Here is a 24,881-nt window from a genome sequence, read left to right on the forward strand (position 1 = left end):
TGTAGAATCACTTCATTTTTTATAATTTGCGGCTATGAATTTATATCCAATCAATGCAGGTAATTTCAAGCTCGATGGTGGCGCTATGTTTGGTGTGGTACCAAAATCGCTTTGGACAAGAACTAATCCTGCAGACAATAATAACATGATTGATATTGCTGCGCGTTGTTTATTAATTGAAGATGATGATCGCCTTATTTTAATAGATACAGGCATGGGTAATAAACAAAGTGAAAAGTTTTACGGTTACTATCACCTATGGGGAGACGATACTATAGATAAATCTTTGGCTAAGTACGGGTTTCATAGAGATGATATTACAGATGTATTTATGACGCATCTCCATTTCGATCATTGCGGTGGAGCCATACAATATAATAAAGACAAGACGCTTTTAGAGCCGGCTTTTAAAAACGCCATTTTTTGGAGTAATAAAAAACACTGGCAATGGGCCATACAGCCTAATCGTCGTGAGGCGGCTTCGTTTTTAAAAGAGAATATTTTGCCAATGGAACAATGTGGGCAATTGCGTTTTACAAAATCCGAAGATGGTGATATATTGAAAAATTCAGCTTTAGGTTTCGATATTTTCTTTGCTGATGGTCACACCGAAAAACAGATGATCCCTATGATTAATTACAAAGGCAAAACAATTTGTTTTATGGCAGATTTAGTGCCTACTGTTGGGCACCTTCCTATTCCTTTTGTAATGGGTTACGACACACGACCTTTGTTGACTTTAGACGAAAAAGAAAAATTCCTCAATTTAGCAGCAACTCATAATTATTACTTATTTTTGGAACACGACGCACATAATGAGTTAATTACTGTGCAACATACAGAAAAAGGTGTGCGTGTAAAAGACACATATACTTGCAACGACATTTTTAATTTATAAAACAACAACTAAATAATTTATAACATGAAATTAATTAATAAAACACTTTTATTTTCAGTATTCTCAGCAGCTATTTTATCTAGCTGTGGTGGTGGAGCGCCCATTTTAACAACACCTGTTGAAAATATTGACACATCACCAATTAAGGAGGCTAAGTTAACCGAAGCAGAAGCTCATAATTGGGGACATTTAGATCTTAAAAAAGATACCATTCCTGGAATGAGTGTGGATAAAGCATATAGTGAAATTATTAAAGGCAAAAAAGGACAAAAAATTATTGTGGCAGTAATCGATTCTGGAATCGATATCAACCACGAAGATTTAGATGGTGTGCTTTGGACCAATAAAGGAGAAATTGCTGGTAACGGCATTGATGACGATAAAAATGGATACGTAGACGATATCCACGGTTGGAACTTTTTAGGCGATGCCTACGACGAGCAGTTAGAATTCATTCGTTTAATTGCAAGTGGTAATACTACAGCACCAAGGTATGACGAAGCTAAAGCAAAATATGATGCAGATTATAATCAGGCTGTTGCAGCAAAGCAACAATACGAGGGGATTTATAATATGGTAGATGGTGCACATAAAACCTTAACTGCCCATTTTAACAAAGAAGATTATACTGCAAAGGAAGTAGCTGCAATAACAACAGAAGATGCTAAGCTTAAAGAAGCTGTAGATACAGCTAATAATATGTATGCAAGAGGTGCGCCTTCTTTACCAGAAGTTTTACAGCAAGTAAAAGGTGGTGTTGACTATTATAGCGATCAAGTAGCTTTTAATTTAAATAAAGACTTTAAAGGAAGAACAACAGGAGATAACCCAGACGATTTTAACGATAAACCAGGTTACGGAAACGGAAACGTGTTACCAGTTAAAAAATCTGAAAGCCACGGTACTCACGTTGCAGGAATTATTGCTGCAGAACGCAACAATGGTTTAGGCGCAAATGGTGTAGCTAATAATGTCGAGATTATGTCGATTAGAGCGGTACCAAATGGCGATGAGTACGATAAGGATGTTGCAAAAGCAATACGTTATGCCGTAGATAATGGTGCAAAAATTATTAACGGAAGTTTTGGAAAAAGTTTTTCACCTCATGCAGACTGGGTAAGAGATGCCATTAAATATGCAAGTGATAATAATGTTATTTTTGTACATGCAGCAGGTAACTCAAGCGAAGATGTAGATGTAGCACCCAATTTTCCAGACGACAATGTAAATTACGTAGAAGTAGGTAATACTTATATTCGTGTTGGTGCATTAGCACCAAGCTACGGAACTAAAATGGTTGCAACTTTTTCTAACTACGGAAAGAAAAATGTAGATGTTTTTGCTCCAGGCGCTCAAATATATTCTACAACACCAGAAAACGAATACGATACTAAAGGCGGAACGTCTATGGCTGCTCCTGCTGTTGCTGGAGTTGCTGCTTTAGTTTGGTCTCAATACCCTAAATTAACTGCTGCTCAAGTAAAGCAGGTTATTTTAGATTCTGGTTTAGCAATTAACACTAAAGTAATTGTTGGTGGTAATGCAGAAGATATTAGACCTTTTGGAGATTTAAGTAAATCGGCTAAAATGGTTAATGCTTACAATGCATTAATTATGGCCTCGCAATTATCTAAGTAATTATAAAACTCTAAAAAGCCTCAGTAGATAAATTTACTGAGGCTTTTTTATTTAAATAAATTAAAATGAAAAAAATTCTCCTTTTAAGCCTTTCAGCCTCATTGTTTTTAATGGGTTGTGGTACGTCTAAAAGTGTATCGACAACTAATAATTCGTCCCAAAGCAGCCCAATGGCTGTTACAGCATCTTCAGCTAAATCTACCTATTGGCAACAACATGTAGATTACAAAATGGAGATTGACATGGATGTAAACAATTATCAATATCAAGGCACACAAAAATTAGTATACACTAACAATTCTCCAGATGTATTAAACAAAGTGTTTTATCATTTGTATTTTAATGCCTTTCAACCAGGTAGTGAAATGGATGCAAGATTACAGTCTATTGAAGATCCTGATGGTAGAATGGTAACCGAAACCAATGGAGAAAAAGAAAGTAGAATTAGTACTTTAAAACCAAACGAGATTGGTTATATTAATGTTTCTTCTTTAAAACAAAACGGAAGTTCTGTAAAACATATTACTGCCGGAACAGTTTTAGAAGTTACTTTAAACAAAGCTATTCAACCTGGAGAAAAAGTGACTTTCGATATGGTTTTCGATGCTCAGGTTCCTGTTCAAATTCGTCGATCTGGAAGAAATAATGCAGAAGGTGTTGCACTCTCAATGACACAGTGGTACCCAAAATTAGCAGAATATGATTTTGAAGGCTGGCATGCCGATCCATACATTGGAAGAGAATTTCATGGCGTTTGGGGAGATTTCGATTTAAAATTGACTATTGACAAAGATTACGTTGTTGGTGGAACAGGCTACTTACAACCTAATCCAGAAATGAAAGGCAATAAAAAGACGCTTCATTTTAAAGCACCAAATGTTCACGATTTTACCTGGGCTGCAGATCCTGATTACATTCACGATACTATGCAAGTACCAAATGGGCCAATGCTTCATTTTTATTATAAAAAAGATTTACCTGCCCAAAACCTGGAAAACTGGAAAAACCTTCAGCCTAAAACAGTTGAGATGATGCAGTATTTTAGTGAACACATTGGCAAATATCCTTACGAGCAATACTCTGTTATACAAGGTGGTGATGGTGGTATGGAATATGCCATGTGTACCTTAATTACAGGAAAAAGAAAGTTCGGTAGCTTAATGGGAGTAACAGCCCATGAGCTGGCTCATACATGGTTTCAGTTTTTATTAGCAACTAACGAAGCAAAACATGAGTGGATGGATGAAGGGTTTACAAGCTATATTAGCGACCATGCTATGGATTATATAACAAATAAGAATACAGATAACCCTGCTGCTAGTGCATACAGAGGTTACGATTATTTAGCTAAATCTGGGAAAGAAAAACCTCAAACTACGCACGCAGACCGTTTTGAAACAAATATGGCCTACGGAATTGCAGCTTACAATAAAGGTTCTGTATTCTTGTCGCAATTAGGTTACGTTATTGGAGAAGACAATTTAAAGAAAACATTAAAGCAGTATTATAATGAATGGGCTTTTAAACATCCAACACCAAACGATTTTATTCGCGTGGCAGAAAAAGTCTCTGGTTTGGAGTTAGAGTGGTACTTAACCGATTGGACTATGACTACAAACACTATAGATTATGGTGTAAAAAGTATTGTAGGCAATACTGTAACATTAGAACGCATAGGGGAAATGCCAATGCCAATAGACTTGGATGTGGTCTATACAGACGGAACTACCGAAAGTATTTACATTCCTTTACAGATGATGCGTGGCGAAAAACCAACAACAGCAACCATTGTTAAAGACTGGGCTTGGGCGCATCCTACATATACTTATACCGCGAAAAAAGCAATTAAAAGTGTAGAAATAGATGCTAAAAATTTCATGGCAGACATCAATAAAGAGAACAATAAAAAGTAATTTATATCATTATTTTAAAAACCACATCTAAAGATGTGGTTTTTTGTTTTTACAAATGTTTGATTTCTAAGTGATGTTGTATATTAGCATTGTATTATTTTTTAAGACGTATGGACAACCCAATAGACATTAAAATAAAGCATATTATTAATCATTTTAACCTTAACAACTATGCGTTTTCAAAACGTATAGGTGTAACAGGTACTACCATAGACAGTATTGTTAACGGTAGGCCTCAGGCAGATGGTACTAGAAAAAAAACCAAACCTGGATACGATGTCTTAGCTGCCATAATTAATGCTTTTGATATTAATCCAGATTATCTGTTTGGTAAAAGTAAAATAATGCTTAAAACTGATATAAAAAACAGTCAAACATATTCTGGAATACCTCAGGTAATTTCGGTAGGTCAGGATGAGCAAGAAAATATTGTATTTGTGCCAGTAAAAGCGCGAGCAGGTTATTTAGACGGTTATGGAGACCCCGATTTTATAGAAACACTACCCACTTTTAGAATTCCGCATCTTCAAAATGGAAGTTATAGGTGTTTTGAAGTAAAAGGTAACTCTATGGCTAATACTTTTTTTGATAATAATTTGGTTTTTGGAGACTATGTGGAAGATTTAAATACGATTAAAGACGGCAAAGTTTATGTTATAGTTACTAAAAATGATGGTGTTGTTTTAAAGCGTGTTTACAACACCACTAAAAATAGAATAACATTAAAAAGTGATAATCAAGATGGAAACTATCCAGACATTGTTTTAGATACCGAGGATATTGTAGAAATTTGGTACGTAACCATGTTTGCCTCTAAGGATATACCAGAACCTATTGGTGTTTACCACAAGTTACAAGCTCTAGAGAACCATTTATTAGCGCTCAAACAAAAAAACGAAAATAAATAGAGCAATTTTTTTCATATGTAATGAAACTAACCTACAACAAAAACGAAAAACTAAAAAGCCAGAAAACCATTGAGAAATTATTTCTCGAAGGAAAATCGGTTTCGGCATATCCTTTGCGGTTAGTTTATTTAAAACATGGCGAAACGCAAAAAGTTGGTGTTTCGGTTAGCAAGCGTAACTTTAAGCGTGCCGTAGATCGCATTCGTATAAAACGCTTATTACGAGAGGCTTACAGGCTAAACAAATCTATGTTAAAAAACAACAATGATGATAATTATGCGTTTATGATTTTATATCTTAGTAAAGATATGCCCGATTTTCAACTGGTAAACACCAAAATAAAAACGCTTTTTACCAAATTTATTAATAAATAAACACCATTATGCGTCTTTTAGTGTTCTTTTTTCTAACATTCTTTCTTTTTAGTTGTAATGAAGAACATGCAGCCTATTCTAAAAATGAGGCAGTAATGGATGATTATGCTATTGAGGAAACAGTTATGGATATGGAGGCAGATTACGATGTGCCTGCTCCACAAGATATTCCCCAAAAAATAATAAAAGAATCGTATTTAGAGTTTGAGACCAAGGATTTAGATAAAACGTTTGCTAATATTCTTCGTTATGTAAATCAAAATAATGGTGTTATTCAAAACGATAATACCTCTAAAAACTATAATCGAAGCACAAGAACTTTAGTCGTACGTGTACCAGCTAAAGGGTTCCAAAACACCTTAGACTCTATAAGTAAATCGGTTGAGTATTTCGACACTAAACGTATTTCTTCTAAAGATGTTACAGAAGAGTTTATTGATCTCGAAGCAAGACTAAATGCCAAAAGAACACTAGAAACACGCTATTTACAATTGCTATCTAAAGCAAAAAATGTAAAAGAAATGTTAGAAATAGAGCGCGAACTTGCTAACATTCGTGAAGAAATTGAAGCCAAGCAAGGCCGTTTAAAATATTTAAATAATAGAGTGTCGTTAAGCACAATTAATATAACGTTCTATAAAACAACAGCAAATTCTAAAATTACGCAGTCCTATGGTTCTAAAATGGGAAAAGCTATTAAATCTGGATTTAATGGTTTATCTTTATTTTTCCTTGGACTATTAAATATTTGGCCACTTCTACTCCTCATCCTTTTAGGTGTGTTTTTGTTTAGAAAATGGTATAAGAAAAAATATAAAAAATGAAAAATTTACTAAAAAGAAAAATCCTCATTCCCGTTTTAGCATTAACGATATTGCTAACAGGTTCAGCATTTAAAACGTACAATAACGATTTTTTCGAAATTGCTAAGCAAATCGAGATTTTCACTACTCTTTTTAAAGAGCTGAATATGAATTATGTAGATGAAACTAATCCTGGCGATTTAATGGATAATGCCATTAAAAACATGCTAAACGAATTAGATCCCTATACTAAGTTCTACAACGAGCAGGATGTTGAAGATGCCAGAATAAAAAGAACAGGAGATTATACAGGTGTTGGAGCGCAAATTAGAATTTTAAAAGATAAACTTGTAGTTATAGAACCATACCAAGGCTATCCGGCAGATAAAGCTGGTCTTAAAGCAGGAGATGAAATTATTGAAGTAGATGGACAAGTGGTAGCAGATTACGATGATGATGCCGGAAATTTATTAAAAGGAATTCCAAACTCGACTGTTGATATTACTTACCTTCGACAAGGCAAAAAAGCAAAGACTACCGTAAAACGTAGCGAAATTGAAATAGATGCTGTCCCTCATTTCTCAATGATTGATGAAACAACAGGTTACATAGTGCTTAGAAAGTTTAACGAAAAAGCCTCGCAACAAACAGGCTATGCCTTAAAAGATTTAAAAGCACAAGGCGCAAAAAGCATTATTTTAGACCTGCGTAGCAATCCTGGTGGCCTTTTAAGCGAAGCTGTGAATGTTGTAAACTTATTTGTCCCTAGTGGTCAATTAGTAGTAACTACAAAGTCTAAAGTTAAAAAATATAACCGAACATATTATACGAAAAGAGATCCTATAGATACAGAGATTCCTGTCGTGGTGCTAATAAACGGCAGCAGTGCTTCGGCAAGTGAAATTGTAGCAGGTACTTTACAGGATTTAGACAGAGGTGTTATTGTTGGTGCCAGAAGTTTTGGAAAAGGTTTAGTACAACGTCCTAAAAAATTAACTTATGGTACACAGCTTAAAGTAACTATCTCGAGATATTACACGCCTTCTGGGCGTTGCATTCAAGCATTAGATTACTGGAATAAGGACGAAAAAGGTAATGCTGTACGTGTTAAGCAAAAAGATTATAACGTATTTAAAACCAAAAGCGGAAGGAAAGTTTACGATGGTGGAGGCGTGTTTCCAGATGAGGCTTTAGATTATTCTAAAAATTCGGCCATTACTAAGGCTATTTTAAGCAATCAAAGTGTGTTCGATTATGCAACTAAATACTATTATAGTCACCCTAATATTCAAGATATAAACAAGTGGGAACTAACAGCTTCAGACTTTCAAGATTTTAAAAGTTTTTTAAAAACCTCAGATTTTTCGTTTGAAACAGAAACAGAAAAGTCTTTTAGTAAAGCTTTAGAGGTGGCTAAAACAGAAAACCTGAACGACGATATTCAACGCGATTATAATACATTAATACAAAATTTAAACAACTCAAAACTTAAAGCTGTAGACGATAATAAATCTCAACTTATGAGTTTATTAAGCGATGAAATTATTAAACGTTACGTATATAGAGAAGGCTTATACGATTATTATAAAATACATAATGCTGAAATTAAAAAGGCAACCGAAATACTATCGAGCCCTACCAAATACAAGCGCTATTTAAACTAAGAGGTTATTCTCAAATCCTTTAAATACTTTAAAATAAGTATATTTAACATTCTATTTATTTACAATGAAATATTTTATAGCCATACTATTATTTGTATCGCACATCAGTTTTTCGCAAGAAAAATTTACACACGATGTGTATTTCGATACAGATAAATATGTGGTACCACTTACCGAAGAAAACCGATTATTACTATTTATCTCCTCATTAGATACTATTCCTGTTGAAAAAGTAGCCATCTATGGATTTACAGACGACAGAGGCTCTAATGAATATAATTTAGAGCTTTCTCAAAATCGTGCAGATGCCATTAAAGAAATGTTTTCTGGTTATGGTATAGATCCTAATTTAATTACTAATGTTAATGGTAAAGGCGAAATACTTTTAAAGGTTTTAAATGAAGAAGAAGTACACCAAATACGCGGTTTAAATCGTAAAGTTGAAATAATAGTTACTAAAAAAACGCCGTATAAAGATATTAAGGATGCCACAAGTAGTAATGATGAAGGCGATGGTATAAACGATGGTCCTAAGAAAAAAACAACCGATGATATAAAAAAAGGTACAGTTAAAAAAGGAGATAAAATTCGTTTAGATAAAATATACTTTAAAACCAGCTATAGTTATGTTACTTCAGATTCTAGAAAAACACTTGAAGAATTAGCCAAAACCTTAGTAGAGAATAAAAATATTTATTTTACCATACAAGGTCATGTATGTTGCACACAAAACAGTCGGGATGCTGTAGATAAAAAAACGAGAAAACGAAACTTATCTGTAGCGCGTGCCAAATTTATTTACGATTATTTAGCAAAAAAAGGAGTTGATAAAAAGCGTATGAAGTATGTTGGCATGCGTAGAAAATTTCCTCTTGGAGGAGAACCAAAATTTGATAGACGAGTGGAGATTTTGGTTACTTATGTTGGAAATTCCGAATAGCTTAAAATACATTTCAGGCAGTAAAAACCATCTTTTTTTGATGGTTTTTTTATACACGGTTTTTAGAGGCATCTTTGAAAGGTCAATAATAACGGTTGATAAGCACTGTTGTTTATCGTAATTATTAAACCGCTTGTCCATTTTTACGCATTTAAACCAATTATTTTTGAAATTGAACTAAAATTTTTTCGCAAAACCTGTTCTATCTCTATGTTTGATGCATCACCCCAAATGATGCTATTATGAAAAACCTAATCCTACTCATTGGTTTTGCTTTTACTTTTTTTACAGCAAATGCCTCAGACAATCACAAGAATAATAACTTAAAAAATCACGTTTCTGGAATTAGCCATGATGTGTTTTTTAATACAGATGAGTACTCTTTAACTCAAAAAGAGTTCAAAAAATTATTAGCGTTTATTAAAGAAACCGAAAACGTAGCTATAGAAAGAATGTCTATAATTGGGTTTTGCGACGACAGAGGAAGTATAGCATACAACAAGGCATTATCTAATAAAAGAGCAAATGCTATTAAAAATATTATTGTTGATTACAGAAAAAGTTTAAAGCAACCTAAAGTATTAAATGTAAATGGAAAAGGAGAGGTTGCATTATCAACATCTGAAGAGGCTCTGTTTAAGGAATTAAGAACATTAAACAGAAAAGTGACTATAGTTGTTGCTCCTAAAAAATTAATTGCTGGTTCTTTTTTTGGTGAAGATTTAAGAACTGGAGATTTAATAAAATTAAATAATTTAAACTTCGAAATGGGTTTGCGTTACACAACACCAGAGTCTACAGAAACTTTAAAAGAATTAGCAGCTTATTTAGCTAAAAGAGACGATATCTTCTTTACAATTAATGGTCATGTATGTTGTACAGAAAACGGAAAAGATTCAAGAGATAAGGAAACAGGAAAAGTGAACTTAAGTATTGTTAGAGCTAAATTTGTTAGAGATTATTTAGTTAAAAATGGTGTTAGCGCTAACAGAATTAGATACCAAGGTTTGGCAGGAAGGTTTAACTTAAATGGAGATGCAAGTGAAGATAGAAGAGTAGAATTAAAAATAAGATATATTTCTAAGTAATCAATTTTTAGTAGGGTTTTTTACTTATAAAGTCAGCGCAATGCGCTGACTTTTTTTTATGCTTTGTATAACATGCCAATATGTGGTATGCCATCTTCAAGATACTCCTCTCCTATTTCAAAAAACCTTAAATTATTATAGAAATTTTTTAAATAGCATTGTGCAGAAATTTTAATTTCGTCGGTATTATAATGAGATTTAATAACTTTAATAGAGGCTTCCATTATTTCATAGCCAAATTTATATTTTCTTTCTTTTTCAGCTACTACTACTCTACCAATACTGGAAAATTCAAAATAATCTCCTGGTTTAAATAAGCGCGTGTAAGCTACTATTTTTTCATTTTTAAAACCTATTACATGCAATGCTTTTTCATCTTTACCATCAAGGTCTTGATATACACAGTTTTGTTCTACAACAAAAACTTCGCTTCGTAGTTGAAGCACATTATACAACTCTTGGGTTGTTAATTCTTGAAAAGTTTTTGTTATTATTTTAAGCATTTTTTAGTCTTGAACTATTACATCTTTAACATCATCCTTATCGAATTCCGGTTGAATATTAACGTGGTTAATTTCAAACTTATTTAACAGGAGTTCTTCAATTTGAGTAAGAATAACATCAAATTCGGTAATAGTAATATTTTTTTCAAAATCAACATGCGCTTCAAAATGAATTTCATCTTCATTTAACTGCCATACATGAATATGGTGAACATTGTTTATCTCTTCAAACTTATTAATTTCTTTTACTATTTCATCTACAGGAATTGTATCTGGTGTAAATAACATAAGTACTTTTGTAGATGCCTTAAGTAAATCGAATCCCATCCAAATTAAATATAATGCAATGGCGAAAGTGAGTAGACTGTCTACCCAGAATAGTTGATAGAATTGCATTAATAAACCACCTATTAATACCGCTACACTTGCCATCATGTCTGTGAGTAAGTGTAAATAAGCACTTCGCATATTCATGTTAGAATTACTGTCTTTTTTTAGTAATAAAACACTAAATCCATTACCTAAAATTGCAATAGCAGAAAGCCATATAACCAATGTGCTTTCAATTTCTTGTGGATTTTGAAAACGTTTTACAGCTTCAATAATTAATAAAACAGCTACAATAATTAAAGTCGCTGCGTTAATAAATGCTGCTAATATTTCGGCGCGTTTATAACCAAAAGTTCTATTTAAAGATGCTTCTTTTTTAGAGAGTTTATTTGCAACATAACTTATAACAAGAGAAACTACATCGCTAAAATTATGTAAAGCATCGCTTAATAAAGCAAGACTTCCAGAGAGTAATCCACCTATTACTTGTGCAACTGTTATAACAATGTTTAGAAGTATAGATATTAAAAGATTACGTCCTTTTAGGTCGCTGTGATCATGAGCATGGTTATGAGAATGATTGTTTGCCAATTAACATGGAATTTTATTAACGCGGTTTTGGTGTCTTCCACCTTCAAATTCGGTTTCTAAAAATACATCCACCATAGCTATTGCCTGTTGTACTGCTGTGTAGCGTGAAGGAATACAAATAATATTAGCATTATTGTGTTGTCTTGTTAACGCTGTAATTTCTTTGTTCCAACAGATACCTGCACGAATATTTTTGTGTTTATTTGCTGTCATAGCAACTCCGTTAGCGCTGCCACAAATAAGGATACCAAAATCTGCTGTTTTGTTTTCAACATCATTAGCAACAGGATGTACAAAATCTGGATAATCAACACTGTCTCTTGCATCTGTTCCATGATTTATAACAGTGATGCCTTTAGTCTTTAAATGGTCTACTATCGCAAATTTATAATCTGTTCCTGCGTGATCGTTTCCTATTGAAATTTTCATTGGTTATTGCTTTAAGTTATTTTCTTTCTAAAAATGTAAAGTTAATAATTGCTTACAACTATTAATACCTTATAGCAATGAACTTATTCAAAATTTATAGGTTTATTAATTGAATTAAAAAATAGTCTTTATACGTGGTGTTAATAAAACCCACTTTAAGTAATGACTACTTGTTAATATCTATTCATGGTTTTTTAAAACTTTTATTAGGATAATCCGGTTAATTTTCCAAACCAAAACCAAAACTGAATCACCAAAAAAGTTAGCCAGTTTTTTTGTGTTATTTATCAGTAAAAAAATAACACATACCAACATAAAAAAATAAAATACTTATTAAAAATAAGTTGTGAACTCAGGTTATAAACAGTTGTTAATAGTACTTGTAAATCCTTTTAAAACCAATACTTTATATTGTTTATAATATGTTAGTAGAAAGAGAAAACTAACAAATCAAACCAAAGGTTAAAAAAGTTATACCGCTATTCACAAGCCATCATCATCATCATTATTTTTTTAAATTTTTAAAAGAAAAAGTATATAATGTATATAAATGTGGATAAGTGTTTACGTTAACATAATATTAAATAAATTTCTATTTAATATTAAAACCGTAGCTTTGTAATAATGGTAATAACTTCTCTTCTTCATAATTACCTAAAAAATAACCGAATTTCCTCCGACACTTCGGATAATAGAAATTCAATTGATTACAATTTAAATGACAAAAAAGAAACACAGGAAACCTTCAAATAACAAGATTTCCAACCTTACAAATACAATACTTAGTATTTTAAAAAAAGATAGAAACCAAACGTTTAACTACAAGCAAATTGCTGCTAAATTAGGTGTTAACGATGCGAGTAGTCGTAACCAGATTATAAAAAAATTAGCGCAACTTAAGGCTAAGGAAGAAATTAAAGAAATTGAGCGTGGCAAGTTTCAAATAATAAATAATACAGAATACCATACAGGTATTTTCGATGCTGCGCAACGTGGTAATGGCTATGTTATTTGCGATGATTTTGAAGATGATATTTATATAGCTTCTAACAATGTTAATAAAGCTTTAAATGGCGATGAAGTAGAGTTGTATGTTTACAAACGTAGAAAACGTGGCAAATTAGAAGGCGAAATTACCAAGATTATTAAACGTGCTAAAACGGAATATGTAGGGATTATTCAACTTCATAAAAACAATAATTTTGCTTTTGTAGTGGTCGATGGTAACAAAATGAAAACAGATATTTTTGTTCCAATTAATAAAACCATGCAAGCAAATGATGGTGATAAAGTATTGGTGGCAATGGAAGAATGGCCAGAAAAAGCCGATTCTCCAAACGGAAAAGTAATAAAAGTTTTAGGCAAAGCAGGTGAACATAATACCGAAATTCATGCGATTTTAGCAGATTACGGTTTGCCATACGAATTCCCTAAAGAAGTAGAAGATTTTGCAAACAACATCGATTTAACTATTAAACCTGAAGAAATTGCAAAGCGTCGCGACATGCGAAAGGATTTAACCTTTACAATAGATCCAAAAGATGCTAAAGATTTTGATGATGCCTTATCGTTTAAAGTATTAGAAAACGGCAACTACGAAATAGGAATACATATTGCAGATGTCTCGCATTACCTGCAAGAAGGAACAGTATTAGACGATGAAGCTTACGAGCGTGCTACCTCAGTTTATTTAGTAGATAGAGTTGTACCAATGTTACCAGAAATTTTATCGAATGGTGCATGTTCTCTTCGTCCTCACGAAGAAAAATATACATTTTCTGCAGTCTTCGAATTAAATAACAAAGCAGAAATTAAAAAAGAATGGTTTGGTAGAACAGTAACCTATTCTGATGCGCGTTTTGCTTACGAAGAAGCACAAGCGATTATAGAAACCAAAACCAATTTAATTCCAGCTGAAGTTTCACTTACCGGAAAAGAGTATAAAACAGATCAGGCTATTGCAGATGCTGTTTTAAAAATGGATGACTTAGCAAAAATTATGCGTGGTCGTCGTATGCGAGATGGTGCTATTTCTTTTGATAAAGTTGAGGTTAAATTTGAATTGGACGAAGACTCTAATCCAGTTGGTGTATTCTTTAAAACCAGTAAAGATGCTAATAAACTTATTGAAGAATTTATGTTATTGGCAAACCGGAAGGTTTCAGAATTTGTAGGAAAACAAAAACCAGAAAAAACATTCGTTTATCGTGTTCACGATGAACCAGATGAAAGCAAATTAATGGCCTTACAAGGTGTTGTGGCTCGATTTGGACACAAACTTAATTTTAAAAGTAAAAACAATATTGCTTCATCCTTAAATAAATTATTAAGCGATGTTCAAGGTAAAAAAGAACAAAATTTAGTAGATACTTTAACTATTAGAACCATGTCTAAGGCAGAGTATACCACAAATAATATTGGTCATTATGGCTTAGCTTTCGATTATTACAGTCACTTTACCTCTCCTATACGTAGATATCCAGATGTCATGGCACACCGTTTATTACAACGGTATTTAGATGGTGAAAAATCGGCCAATGCAGAGGTCTACGAAGAAAAGTGTAAACATTCCAGTAACATGGAATATTTGGCAACAAAAGCCGAAAGAGATTCTATTAAATACATGCAAATTCGTTTTATGCAAGATCATCAAGACGAAGAGTTTGTTGGTGTAATTTCTGGTGTTACAGATTGGGGAATTTATGTAGAGATAATCTCTAATAAATGTGAAGGTATGGTAAGAACACGCGATATAAAAGGCGATTACTACGAGTTTGATGAAAGCCAATTTGCATTAATTGGTAAAAAAACGAAAACTATGTACCAATTAGGCGACGAAGTTGTGGTAAAAGTAAAACAAGCCGATTTGGTAAAACGTCACTTAGATTTCGAACTTATAGGAAAAGTAACAGAATAAAAAACAAATTTCTTAACTTGTTAGTCCCTTAGTTAACCGCTCATACTTCTGTTATGAAACCGCATTGTTCAAATTGCCAGTCAGAAAAAATTGTTCCAAATGTAAAAATTATAGATTTTACACACATGAACATTAAATCGAGTTTAAAATTAGAACTCGTTGAAGATTCTAAAAATGAATTTAAGGCGTCTAAAACCGAATCTATAAAAGGTAATATTTGTGGCAATTGTGGTCATGTAGATTTACGTGTGGATCATTTTCAGGCACTTTGGGATTTCTATCAAAAAAATAAAAATTTATAAAATCATGGTTTTAACAACAACTAATTCAATCGAAGGGTTTAAAATATTAGATTATAAAGGCATAGTAACTGGTATATCTTACAATTCCAGCTACTCATACAAAGGCACAAAACTATCATTTAAAGACATGTTTAATACCAAAAAATATTATGCTGCCTACGAAGAAGGATTACAAAATGTTAAAGAAGAAGCTTTTCAAAAATTAAAAGACAATGGTAAAGCATTAAATGCCAATGCTATAGTTGGCATAAGCGTAGATATAGAACCTTTATCTAATACTTCTACATTAATAGTTTCAATAACTGGTACTGCTGTGCATGTTGTAGCAGAAAAATAATTTTAAAAAAACTGTAACAGTCTTACTTTTTACTGCTCTTTAAAGAAATAAAATACTTTATAATGAAAACAATTATAGCAGCTTTACTCCTATTTCTATCAATTTCAGCTTTTTCACAAAACCCAAAAGAAATTAAGGTTGAAGACTTTACAACAGTTAAAGTTTACGATTTAATGCACATAAGTTTAGTTAAATCTAAAGACAATAAAGTGATTATTTCTGGAGAAGATGCAGACGATGTTGAAATAATTTCGAAAAATGGAATTTTAAAAGTACGCATGAAATTCGAGCGTATTTTTGATGGAACTAAAACCTTTGTAGCTGTTCACTATAAAAACTTAGACATTATTGATGGTAATGAAGGCGCAAAAATTGTGGGTAACGAGCTAATTAAGCAAGACAAAATAGAACTTCGTGCACAAGAAGGAGCTGTTTTAAAAATAGGATTAGATGTTAATAATCTTGAAGTTAGAACCGTTACTGGAGGCATAATTGAAACCAAAGGAAAAGCCAAATCACAGGAAATAACTATTAATACTGGAGGTATCTATCAAGGTCAGGAATTTGAAACTGAAGAAACCACAGTAAAAATTAGCGCAGGAGGCGAAGCAGATGTAAAAGCGAGCCAAATGGTAGATGCAAGAGTAAATGCAGGAGGCGATATTTATATCTACGGAAACCCTAATAATGTTAAGCAAAAAACAACGTTTGGAGGTAGAATAGAGATGAAAAACAACCAGTAATTATACTTTTAATAAAAATATAATTTAAAGCTTCAGTTAATTCTGAAGCTTTTTTATTTACAATAAACCATTCTCATATACTTAAAAACCCATAATCTTTTACTTTAACCGCATAATTTCTTTACTTTGTAATAAACAGGTTACTTTTTTATGATCGAAGATATTCAGGCGGCAATTCCATTAGGCTTTTTTTTAGCTTTTATGATTGGTCCTGTGTTTTTTGTACTATTAGAAACCAGTGTAATAAGAGGATTTAGAGCTGCTTTAGCTTTCGATTTAGGCGTAATAGTTGCCGATGTTTTATTTATTGCAATTGCTTATTTTTCAAGTTTCCAGTTATTAGAAAATTTAAGTAACCAACCAGGACTGTATGTTTTTGGTGGTACTATTTTAGCTGTTTACGGGTTTATTATCTACTTTAAAAAACCTAAGAAAAATGCCATAGAAACAATGAAAATTGTGGTTCCAAAAACCAACTATTTTAAATTATTTATCAAAGGGTTCTTTTTAAACTTTATTAATATTGGCGTTTTAGTTTTTTGGTTAGGTGTTATTATTGTAGTTGGACCAAGCTTAGAAAATAATACCAACCGGTTTGTAGTCTTTTTTGGTACCATGATTACAGCCTATTTAATTACAGATATTTTTAAAATTCTTTTGGCCAAACAACTTAAAAATAAACTTACTCCAGAAGCCATTGTAAAAGTAAAGCGCCTTTTAGGGCTTATTTTAGTAGTTTGTGGAACGGTACTTATTATAAAAGGATTCCTTCCTAAAGACCAACTTAATCCTCAAAATATTATAGAGGAAATAGAACAAAGTAGAAACATTAAATAATTTATTAAAATTATTATGATGCATTCTCAAGAACAAGAACGATTAAAATTTTGTAATCGTTGTATCAATAAAAAAGAAGATCCTCGTTTTAGCGTATTATTCGGTTTTACAGACCAAAATTCAAATTTTTTCAGCATTTCTCGAGTTGTCGAGCGGTTTCGAACCGCTGTAACATATTACTCTAAATTTTCTCAAAATTTAAAAATAAAAAAAACCCTCAACGTGTGTTGAAGGTTTCTTGAGGTGTCGAGCGGATTCGAACCGCTGTAGATGGTGTTGCAGACCACTGCCTAGCCACTCGGCCACGACACCAGGTTTCCTGCAAAAACAGGAATCTCATTAAAAGTAACGAGACGACAAATGTAAAAAAAATAATGTTTTCACACTATCTCTCTTAACTTTTTCTTTTTTCGGTTAATTCAATCGTTACCATTTCTACATCGCCACCAATAGGTGGGTTAACTTTACTCACCGCAACCGTAGCAATAGTCACTAATTTGTCTTCAGTAAAAATACGATCTAATATGCGCTTAGCAACATGTTCTAAAAGGGCACTCGGTATTGCCATTTCTTCAACAACAATTCTATTTAAAAGCACATAATCTACAGTATCGCTAAGCACATCAGAATTTGCACTTTTTTGTAAATCGGCTTTTATCTTTAAATCTACACGGTAGTCGCTGCCAATAGCAGTTTCTTCTTTAAGGCAACCATGATTTGCAAAAACACGAATATTTTCAACTTTAATTATTCCCATAAGGTAAATGTAATAGGTCTTTTATCTCTTCGATAGCATTTTTGTAAAATTTTTATCGATAGATTAGTTTGTAAAAAAGTCAAAGATATTACTAATTGTACTGGTTTTGGTCTTAAAAAACTCGGTATAAGTACATTTTTTACAAGTTACTGTTGTAAAACGCTTACTCTGTATATTAAACAGCTTCGTAAATAAACCTCCAGTAGCTTGCATCTGGTCGATATCGCAAGAGGTATTGTGGCATTTAGGACATTCGTAATTCATAGTATAGAATTTAATAGATTAGAGAATACAACTATAAGTATAATAAACACATATTTTGTTACGTATTTTCATTAATTTTACGGTGTTTTTCAAATTGATTTAATAGCAAATAATCAATTAAAATTAAGATTTTATTTATGGCTACAGAAACCAAATCGCTCAATTTTTTAGAGCATATTATAGAAGAGGATTTAGCAAATGGTTTATCTAAAGATAAGTTACGTTTTCGTTTTCCTCCAGAACCTAATGGCTATTTACACATTGGCCACACAAAAGCCATTGGCATAAGCTTTGGATTAGGAGAAAAATATAATGCACCAGTAAATTTACGTTTCGACGATACAAACCCAGCAAAAGAGGAGCAGGAATATGTAGATGCTATAAAAGAGGATATCTCGTGGTTAGGTTACGAGTGGGCCGAAGAACGCTATTCATCAGACTATTTTCAGGAATTGTACGATTGGGCAATTTTACTTATTAAGGATGGAAAGGCTTATGTCGATTCGCAATCCAGCGAAGCCATGGCAGAACAAAAAGGAACACCAACACAACTTGGTGTCGATGGGCCTTACAGAAATAGAACCGTTGAAGAAAACTTAGCGCTATTTGAAAAAATGAAAGCTGGAGACTGTAACGAAGGTGAGCATATTTTACGTGCCAAAATAGATATGCAGCATCCCAATATGCTCATGCGCGACCCAATTATGTATCGTGTATTAAAAAAGCATCATCATCGCACAGCTAACGATTGGTGTATTTACCCAATGTACGACTGGACGCATGGTGAAAGCGATTACATCGAACAGATTTCGCACTCTTTATGCTCGCTCGAATTTAAGCCTCATAGAGAGCTTTACGATTGGTTTAAGCAGCAAGTTTACGACTTTGCTAAAAGCAAGTATCCTATGTTACCTAAACAGCGTGAGTTTGCACGTTTAAACCTTAGCTACACAATTATGAGTAAACGTAAGTTGCTTAAATTAGTGGAGGAAGGTATTGTTTCGGGTTGGGAAGACCCAAGAATGCCTACCATTTCTGGCTTGCGTCGTCGTGGTTATACACCAGAATCTATTAGAAAATTTGTTGAAACTGTTGGTGTTGCTAAACGCGATAATATTATAGACGTGTCGCTTTTAGAATTTTGTATTCGAGAGGATTTAAATAAAAAAGCAGACAGAGTCATGGCTGTTTTAAATCCTGTAAAGCTCGTGATTACTAATTATCCGGAAGATAAAGAAGAATGGTTAGAAGCCGAAAACAACCAGGAAGATGACAGTGCTGGCTTTAGAAAAGTACCATTTTCTCGCGAAATTTACATTGAAAAGGAGGACTTTAAAGAAGAAGCAAGCGATAAGTTTTTTAGACTACGGTTAGGAGGTGAAGTTAGACTTAAAAACGCTTATATAATTAAAGCCGAAAGTGTAGTAAAAGACACCAATGGCGAGATACAAGAAATTCATTGTACTTATTCTCAAGATACCGAAAAGAAAGTAAAAGGAACCTTGCATTGGGTGTCTATAAAACATGCTCTAAAAGCTGAGGTTCGCGAATACGACAGGTTATTTACAGACGAAGCTCCAGATAGCCATCCAGAGAAAGATTTTATGGAATTTATAAATCCAAATTCTTTAAAAATTGTAGAGGCATTTGTAGAACCAAGTCTGGCAGATGCTAAAATTGGCGAGCAGTTTCAATTTCAGCGTTTAGGCTATTTTAATGTTGATAATGATTCAACACCTAAAAAATTAGTATTTAATAAAACCGTTGGCTTACGAGATTCATGGGCTAAAGTAAGACCGAAATCTAATAATAACCAACAAAAGCAATCGCAACCTAATAATCGCTCTGCGATTGATCAAATTAAATCGTATGGTAAAAAGTACGATAGAATGAAAGAAGAGCAACGTGAAAAAGCAAAGGTAGAGATACAAGAATTAGCTAAAAGCGTTACTTACGAAGATTTAGAACCACTTTTTGGCACTTCTGTAAAAAAAGCTGGAACACGCATTATTACTATGATTAGTTTAGGTGTTTTATTAGCTAACGGATTACAAAAAAATGAAGCGATAAACGACTTTATTACTAAAGCTCTTGAAGATAAAAACGATTTGCTGGTTGCCGAGGCTAAAGCAATTCAATAATAATTTCACAACCTGCAAGGTATTTAAAACCGTGTAGGTTTATTTATGGAGATTTGAACCATCTAAAACTAATATGCTTCCTTTTTTTTATTTGCTTTCAAACAGCAAATACACAAAATACATATCCAGAACTTAATAAAATTGTAACAGATAAAGCAGAGCTTTTCAGTAAAAGCGAGAACCTCGAACTCACCACAAAACTTACGGCTTACGAAACCCGAACGACGCATCAAATAGTGGTGCTAACCATTAATTATTTAGGTAATGATACGGTTGAAAATTATGCTTATCAGACCTTTAATTTAGAAGGTAATAAATTAGGGCAAAAAGGCGTAGATAATGGTATTCTTATACTGGTTGCAAAAAACGATCGTAAAGTTAGAATTGAGGTTGGCGATGGCCTTACGCCAATAATTACTGATTTATTATCTAAAAGAATAATTAACCACATTATTACTCCAGCTTTTAAAGAAGGTGATTATTTTAAAGGTATAGACAAGGCTACTTCTGCAATTATTAAAATAATAGATGACCCTATTTATGCCGAAGAATTTGCAAATACAGAAGAAATAGAGGAACCAGTAAGCCTAATTACCAAATTTATTTCATCTATATTCTTAACTGTATTTTTCTTTGTAATTGGTGTTTTAGGGTATAATTACATAATTTTAAAGAAGAAATTAAAAAAATTAAGTATAAAACAGTTGTTTCTAAACAACAAAACGAAATTTATAACCATTTGGTTATTAGCTATTTGTTTCGTTACCTATTTTAATGCTTTTTTCTGGTATGCTTTCATTGCCGTTTTTGTTACTGGTTTTTTATCTGTTTTTGTAGGTATAGGTTTTTTTATGCTTTTAAAGTCTGTATTTAAAAGAGCTGTAAGCCTATTTACAGCATTGTTTACTGGTAAACTAGGCGTATTTATTTTTCCTTTTTACCTACCTATAACTCTAATGTTATTATTTGCTGGACTTGTATTTGTCTTTTTACCTCTTGCAATGGGAGGTATGTTTTTAATAGATATTGTTTTCGAAAAAAGCATGAACGACATTATGTCTGGCGTAACAATATATCATGTTTTATCTGTTATAATAAGTGTTATTATTTTGTTTTTCATTACAACAGGAATAGTTGCATGTAGAGATATTAAAAACAGCTTAAAAGAATCGTTTGGTTTTTCATTTTTCAAAATAGACAAAACCTTTTTAAGAAATTTTACTGGAGGAGGGTTTTCCAGAGGCTATTCGTCATCAGGTTCTTCAAGTTATTCGTCATCAAGGAGTAGTTCCTCAAGCAGTAGTTTTTCTGGTGGTGGAGGACGTTCCAGTGGTGGTGGAGCAAGCGGAAGTTGGTAACAGCACTTTTATAGTGCGATAAAGCATTTTTTTTGTACTTTTAAAATATTAACTAACACATTTAAAGATATGGAAATGAATTTTTTAGCAATTACAGTTGCTGCTATTGTGCCAATTATATTAGGCTTTTTATGGTACAACCCAAAGCTTTTTGGAAACGCCTGGATGCGTGAAGCCGAAATGACACCAGAAAAAATGAAAGGAGGAAACATGGCCGTTATTTTTATAATAACACTTATACTTTCCTTTATGTTATCTTTCTTTTTACAACAATTAACAAACCACCAAACAGGAGCTGTGCAATTAACAGGTGGTGATCCTGCGATGGCAAAACCATCTTTCGATGCCTTTATGGCAGACTATGGTAATGCTTTTAGAACCTATAAACATGGTGCTTTGCATGGCGTATTAGCTGGAATTTTCTTGTTTTTCCCTGTCATTGCAATTAATGGTATGTTCGAACGTAAGAGCTGGAAATATATTTTTATTAATTCAGGTTACTGGGTAGTTACTTTAGCTATTATGGGTGCCATTGTATGTGGTTGGGTGTAATAATGATTATCTGTAGAAATTATTTGGAAAAACAACCATAAACGCTAACTTTACAAAGACTGAAATAGAAAATTTCAGTCTTTTTTCTTGTCTTTAATTTTGACGACTTTTAAAATTTTTTCTTCAGTAAACGAACTTCCAGAGTCTTGGAACGCTTTGCCACACAACGATTTGTTTTTAAAATCGAACTTTTTAAGGGCATTAGAAAATTCTTGCCCAAAAAATATTACCTCGTTTTATGTCGGTATTTTCAAATCTGAAAACAACGCAGAAAAACTTGTTGCTATAGCTATTATACAACGTGTTGAGATGTATTTAGAAGATATATTTAGAAATGCAGACGACAAATATTTAATACGGAAATCGAAACAATTAGTTTCTAAAATAGTAAGAGGTAATGCCTTGATTATAGGCAATATTATGCATACAGGGCAACATGGATTGTATTGTAATACTCAAGCAATAAGTTATTCTGAATATTTATCTCAAGTCTCGATAGCCATTAAAACTATTGAAGCTCAGATAAAACAGAAACATAAAAAGAAAGTACGAATTATAGCATTTAAGGATTATTTTGAAGACGATAGTATACATGATAACCAAGAATTTTTCTATAATCATAAACTCTATAAAGTACAAGTACAGCCAAATATGATTTTTAATATTCCGCCATCATGGAAGAAAACTTCAGAGTATATTGCTGCTTTCAATAAAAAATATCGAGACCGTTATAAATCGGCAAGAAAAAAAGGAAAAAACCTGACTAAAAAAGAACTAAGCTCCGAGGAGATAAACCATTTAGAGCCAGAACTATTTCAGCTTTATAAAAATGTTTCAGACAATGCACGTGTAAATTCTTTTGTTCTAAGTAAAAATCACATTCGTGAGCTTAAAAAAGAATTAAAAGAAAATTTTAAAGTTTTCGGTTACTTTTTAGATGGAGTGCTTGTAGGTTTCTTCACTTTAATTTTAAATAATAACAGCTTAGAAACCTATTTCTTGGGTTATAATCACAAACTACAACATCAACATCAAATGTATTTAAATATGTTGTACGATATGGCACAGTTTGGTATCGATAATAATTTTAATGAGGTTATTTATGCACGAACAGCCATGGAAATAAAAAGCTCAATTGGTGCAAAACCAAAGACCATGCATATTTACATGAAGCATACTAATTTTATTGCCAATTCTGTTTTAAAACTCATTGTAAAGTACTTAAACCCAACAAGACAATGGGTAGAGAGACATCCTTTTAAGAATTAATTAACGCAATAGATAGTGGTATAAATACTCGTTTTTTTTAAATTGAATTAAAATAAGCCAATATTATGAAAAATAGAGACCTTCTTACTAAAATAAGTGCAGTTACAAGAGAAATAGAGGAAAATCACCCAGAAGTTTACGAGCATTTAGACGAAATTCCACAAACCATCCCATCTGAAGAAAATCCGGAAGTGCATAAAAAACAACTTGAAGATTATTTAAACAGTCTTGAAACCATTTTAGAAAAAGCAAAAAACCCGAAGTAATAACTTCAGGTTTTTAATACTATGTCGTATAACGTTATTCGTTATCGTTATTTTTCTTCTTTTTGGCGTTTTTCATCGCCTCTCCAATTTGGTTACTTGCCGTAAAACTAGCAACCATATCGTTTAACATCTGGCTTCCTGCCTGTGGAGAATTAGGTAACAATATTAAGTTACTATTTGTTTCCTGGCCAATAGACTGTAAGGTATCGTAATGTTGGGTTACAACAATAAGCGCAGACGCTTCTTGTGAGTTAATACCAACCTTGTTTAATACTTCTACACTTTCTTCCAGACCACGAGCAATCTCACGACGCTGGTCTGCAATACCTTGTCCTTGTAAACGCTTGCTTTCTGCTTCAGCTTTTGCTTTTTCTACAATTAAAATACGTGCAGCATCACCTTCAAATTGTGCAGCAGTTTTTTCACGATCAGAGGCATTAATACGGTTCATTGCTGCTTTTACCTGTGCATCTGGATCAATATCTGTTACTAAGGTTTTAATAATATCAAACCCATAGTCTAACATAGCATCGTTAAGCTCAGCTTTAACAGCCAAAGCGATATCATCTTTTTTCACAAAAACATCATCAAGTTTCATTTTTGGTACTTCGGCACGTACCACATCAAAAACATAACTTGTAATTTGATCGTGCGGATAATCTAACTTGTAAAAAGCATCGTATACCTTTTGTGTTAAAACGCGATACTGTACAGATACTTTTAAACGCACAAATACATCGTCTAACGTTTTTGTTTCGATAATAACATCTAATTGCTGAATTTTTAAACTCAATCTGCCAGCAATTTTATCTACCAAAGGTATTTTAAGCTGTAAACCAGATTGCCTGATACTTTGAAATTTACCAAAACGCTCTACAATAACAGCTGTTTGTTGCTTTACTACGAAGAAAGCAGAAATTAAAATAATAAGTCCGAAAAATATAATCGGAATAAAAATAAATTGTCCCATAACAGTTTTTAAATGGTTTAAAAAAGCTAAAAAATGAGCTTTTAAGGTTAAAAAAAATCGAATTACTAAAATAAGTTATATTTGCTCAG

At 32.7% G+C, this 24,881-nt stretch carries 25 protein-coding genes and 1 tRNA gene; 19 read left to right on the forward strand and 7 right to left on the reverse strand.

The genetic code is table 11. The annotated features are described in order from the left end of the window. Positions 1–34: 34 nt before the first annotated feature. The 9 genes from ACVC43_RS15310 (at position 35) to ACVC43_RS15350 (ending at position 10,226) form a co-directional block, all read left to right on the forward strand. On the forward strand, positions 35–898 hold the full coding sequence (locus ACVC43_RS15310; protein WP_452225416.1) for an MBL fold metallo-hydrolase: 864 nt from the start codon (positions 35–37) through the stop codon (positions 896–898). Positions 899–922: 24 nt separating this feature from the next. After that, the gene (locus ACVC43_RS15315; RefSeq protein ID WP_452225417.1) at positions 923–2,536 is read left to right on the forward strand and encodes a S8 family peptidase; all 1,614 of its coding nucleotides are present in this window, start codon (positions 923–925) and stop codon (positions 2,534–2,536) included. A gap of 65 nt (positions 2,537–2,601) precedes the next feature. Then, the gene (locus tag ACVC43_RS15320) at positions 2,602–4,449 is read left to right on the forward strand and encodes a M1 family metallopeptidase (protein ID WP_452225418.1); all 1,848 of its coding nucleotides are present in this window, start codon (positions 2,602–2,604) and stop codon (positions 4,447–4,449) included. Between the two features lie 110 nt (positions 4,450–4,559). Next, positions 4,560–5,357, forward strand: coding sequence for an XRE family transcriptional regulator (locus ACVC43_RS15325; protein WP_452225419.1), 798 nt, complete (start codon positions 4,560–4,562; stop codon positions 5,355–5,357). Positions 5,358–5,377: 20 nt separating this feature from the next. Next, positions 5,378–5,731, forward strand: coding sequence for a ribonuclease P protein component (rnpA, locus tag ACVC43_RS15330; RefSeq protein ID WP_452225420.1), 354 nt, complete (start codon positions 5,378–5,380; stop codon positions 5,729–5,731). Positions 5,732–5,739: 8 nt separating this feature from the next. Further along, a complete protein-coding gene (locus ACVC43_RS15335) occupies positions 5,740–6,555 on the forward strand; it encodes a DUF4349 domain-containing protein (protein WP_452225421.1) in 816 nt (271 codons plus the stop codon). Continuing rightward, a complete protein-coding gene (locus ACVC43_RS15340) occupies positions 6,552–8,198 on the forward strand; it encodes a S41 family peptidase (RefSeq protein WP_452225422.1) in 1,647 nt (548 codons plus the stop codon). Before ACVC43_RS15335 ends, ACVC43_RS15340 begins: the two co-directional genes overlap by 4 nt. A 64-nt stretch (positions 8,199–8,262) precedes the next feature. Beyond that, complete coding sequence (locus ACVC43_RS15345; protein WP_452225423.1) at positions 8,263–9,138, forward strand: OmpA family protein; 876 nt, start codon at positions 8,263–8,265, stop codon at positions 9,136–9,138. A 242-nt stretch (positions 9,139–9,380) separates the two neighbouring features. Then, the gene (locus tag ACVC43_RS15350) at positions 9,381–10,226 is read left to right on the forward strand and encodes an OmpA family protein (RefSeq protein ID WP_452225424.1); all 846 of its coding nucleotides are present in this window, start codon (positions 9,381–9,383) and stop codon (positions 10,224–10,226) included. Positions 10,227–10,282: 56 nt separating this feature from the next. Here ACVC43_RS15350 and ACVC43_RS15355 read toward each other — a convergent pair whose 3' ends face one another. Genes ACVC43_RS15355 through rpiB form a run of 3 tightly spaced genes read right to left on the reverse strand, consistent with a single transcriptional unit; the run spans position 10,283 to position 12,079 of the window. After that, positions 10,283–10,729 (reverse strand): GNAT family N-acetyltransferase, encoded by a 447-nt coding sequence (locus ACVC43_RS15355; RefSeq protein WP_452225425.1) that lies wholly within the window; start codon positions 10,727–10,729, stop codon positions 10,283–10,285. 3 nt (positions 10,730–10,732) lie between these two features. Further along, complete coding sequence (locus ACVC43_RS15360; protein ID WP_452225426.1) at positions 10,733–11,650, reverse strand: cation diffusion facilitator family transporter; 918 nt, start codon at positions 11,648–11,650, stop codon at positions 10,733–10,735. Continuing rightward, the gene (rpiB, locus tag ACVC43_RS15365; protein WP_452225427.1) at positions 11,651–12,079 is read right to left on the reverse strand and encodes a ribose 5-phosphate isomerase B; all 429 of its coding nucleotides are present in this window, start codon (positions 12,077–12,079) and stop codon (positions 11,651–11,653) included. A gap of 718 nt (positions 12,080–12,797) precedes the next feature. Between rpiB and rnr the strand changes: the two genes are divergently transcribed. The 5 genes from rnr (at position 12,798) to ACVC43_RS15390 (ending at position 17,215) form a co-directional block, all read left to right on the forward strand. Then, positions 12,798–14,996 (forward strand): ribonuclease R, encoded by a 2,199-nt coding sequence (gene rnr / locus ACVC43_RS15370; protein WP_452225428.1) that lies wholly within the window; start codon positions 12,798–12,800, stop codon positions 14,994–14,996. A 125-nt stretch (positions 14,997–15,121) separates the two neighbouring features. Beyond that, positions 15,122–15,298, forward strand: coding sequence for a hypothetical protein (locus tag ACVC43_RS15375; protein WP_452225429.1), 177 nt, complete (start codon positions 15,122–15,124; stop codon positions 15,296–15,298). A 4-nt stretch (positions 15,299–15,302) separates the two neighbouring features. Next, positions 15,303–15,635 carry a YbjQ family protein gene (locus ACVC43_RS15380; protein ID WP_452225430.1) on the forward strand — a complete coding sequence of 111 codons (333 nt, stop codon included), beginning with the start codon at positions 15,303–15,305 and terminating at the stop codon, positions 15,633–15,635. 62 nt (positions 15,636–15,697) lie between these two features. After that, positions 15,698–16,378, forward strand: coding sequence for a head GIN domain-containing protein (locus tag ACVC43_RS15385; protein WP_452225431.1), 681 nt, complete (start codon positions 15,698–15,700; stop codon positions 16,376–16,378). A 150-nt stretch (positions 16,379–16,528) separates the two neighbouring features. Further along, the gene (locus tag ACVC43_RS15390; protein ID WP_452225432.1) at positions 16,529–17,215 is read left to right on the forward strand and encodes a LysE family translocator; all 687 of its coding nucleotides are present in this window, start codon (positions 16,529–16,531) and stop codon (positions 17,213–17,215) included. A gap of 241 nt (positions 17,216–17,456) precedes the next feature. Here ACVC43_RS15390 and ACVC43_RS15395 read toward each other — a convergent pair. The 3 genes from ACVC43_RS15395 to ACVC43_RS15405 all read right to left on the reverse strand — a co-directional run bounded on the left by ACVC43_RS15395 (position 17,457) and on the right by ACVC43_RS15405 (position 18,236). Then, positions 17,457–17,527: transfer RNA gene (locus ACVC43_RS15395), tRNA-Cys, on the reverse strand. Between the two features lie 82 nt (positions 17,528–17,609). Beyond that, positions 17,610–17,972, reverse strand: a complete 363-nt coding sequence (gene folB / locus ACVC43_RS15400) for a dihydroneopterin aldolase (RefSeq protein WP_452225433.1) — start codon at positions 17,970–17,972, stop codon at positions 17,610–17,612. Between the two features lie 63 nt (positions 17,973–18,035). Then, entirely contained in the window at positions 18,036–18,236 is a 201-nt protein-coding gene (locus ACVC43_RS15405; RefSeq protein WP_452225434.1) for a zinc ribbon domain-containing protein, read from the reverse strand. Between the two features lie 137 nt (positions 18,237–18,373). Between ACVC43_RS15405 and ACVC43_RS15410 the strand changes: the two genes are divergently transcribed. The 5 genes from ACVC43_RS15410 (at position 18,374) to ACVC43_RS15430 (ending at position 23,822) form a co-directional block, all read left to right on the forward strand. Next, positions 18,374–20,377, forward strand: a complete 2,004-nt coding sequence (locus tag ACVC43_RS15410; RefSeq protein WP_452225435.1) for a glutamine--tRNA ligase/YqeY domain fusion protein — start codon at positions 18,374–18,376, stop codon at positions 20,375–20,377. Between the two features lie 53 nt (positions 20,378–20,430). Next, complete coding sequence (locus ACVC43_RS15415) at positions 20,431–21,735, forward strand: TPM domain-containing protein (protein WP_452225436.1); 1,305 nt, start codon at positions 20,431–20,433, stop codon at positions 21,733–21,735. A gap of 75 nt (positions 21,736–21,810) precedes the next feature. Beyond that, positions 21,811–22,287, forward strand: coding sequence for a DUF1761 domain-containing protein (locus tag ACVC43_RS15420; protein ID WP_452225437.1), 477 nt, complete (start codon positions 21,811–21,813; stop codon positions 22,285–22,287). 99 nt (positions 22,288–22,386) lie between these two features. Further along, positions 22,387–23,556: a GNAT family N-acetyltransferase gene (locus tag ACVC43_RS15425; RefSeq protein ID WP_452225438.1), complete on the forward strand. Its 1,170-nt coding sequence runs from the start codon at positions 22,387–22,389 to the stop codon at positions 23,554–23,556. A gap of 65 nt (positions 23,557–23,621) precedes the next feature. Continuing rightward, positions 23,622–23,822: a hypothetical protein gene (locus ACVC43_RS15430; protein WP_452225439.1), complete on the forward strand. Its 201-nt coding sequence runs from the start codon at positions 23,622–23,624 to the stop codon at positions 23,820–23,822. Between the two features lie 34 nt (positions 23,823–23,856). On the opposite strand, the gene ACVC43_RS15435 is transcribed toward ACVC43_RS15430, so the two are convergent. After that, positions 23,857–24,792, reverse strand: coding sequence for an SPFH domain-containing protein (locus tag ACVC43_RS15435; RefSeq protein ID WP_452225440.1), 936 nt, complete (start codon positions 24,790–24,792; stop codon positions 23,857–23,859). Between the last annotated feature and the right edge of the window lie 89 nt (positions 24,793–24,881).

It is taken from the genome of Lacinutrix chionoecetis, assembly GCF_053604665.1.